This is a genomic window from Mesorhizobium sp. M7A.F.Ca.CA.003.01.2.1 (genome assembly GCF_003998945.1).
GTDB classification, from domain to species: Bacteria; Pseudomonadota; Alphaproteobacteria; order Rhizobiales; family Rhizobiaceae; genus Mesorhizobium; species Mesorhizobium ciceri.
The window spans coordinates 1-467 of sequence record NZ_RZRA01001658.1 but is presented as its reverse complement, the minus strand read 5'-3'; the positions used below and the strand labels follow the sequence as shown (position 1 = coordinate 467).

The following is a 467-nucleotide window of genomic DNA, read 5'->3' as shown; positions in this document are numbered from 1 at the left end:
GCGTCGCCAAGGCGGTCAACGAGGCCGAGCGGCCGGTCGTCCTGGTCGCGCACTCACTTGGCGTCGCCGCCGCAGTGCAAGCCATTCCGCAATTCCGCAAGCCGGTCGCCGGGGCCTTTTTCGTGGCGCCGCCCGATGTCGCCAATCCAAAGATCAAGCCAAGGCACCTGATGACCTTCGGCCCCTACCCGCGCGAACCGCTGCCTTTTCCTTCGATCGTGATCGCCAGCCGCAACGACCCGTTCTGCGCCTTCGATGTCGCCGAGGACATTGCCGGGGCCTGGGGCTCGCTGTTCATCGACGCCGGCGAGACCGGGCATCTCAGCGAGGATTCAGGATTCGGCCCTTGGCCCGAAGGCTCCATGACCTTCGCCAAGTTCCTGACGGACCTGTAATATATACGGTCAAAGCCTGAACACGAAGGTGCGCGGCAGGCCATCCGGCTTGCGTGAACAATAATTTAATGA

Annotated in this window: 1 protein-coding gene; it reads left to right on the top strand. The window is 63.0% G+C overall.

Annotated elements, in window-relative coordinates; translation table 11 throughout:
• On the top strand, nucleotides 1–395 hold a 395-nt coding region (locus EN969_RS34800; RefSeq protein ID WP_164758832.1), incomplete at its 5' end, for an alpha/beta hydrolase.
• Nucleotides 396–467: the final 72 nt, after the last annotated feature.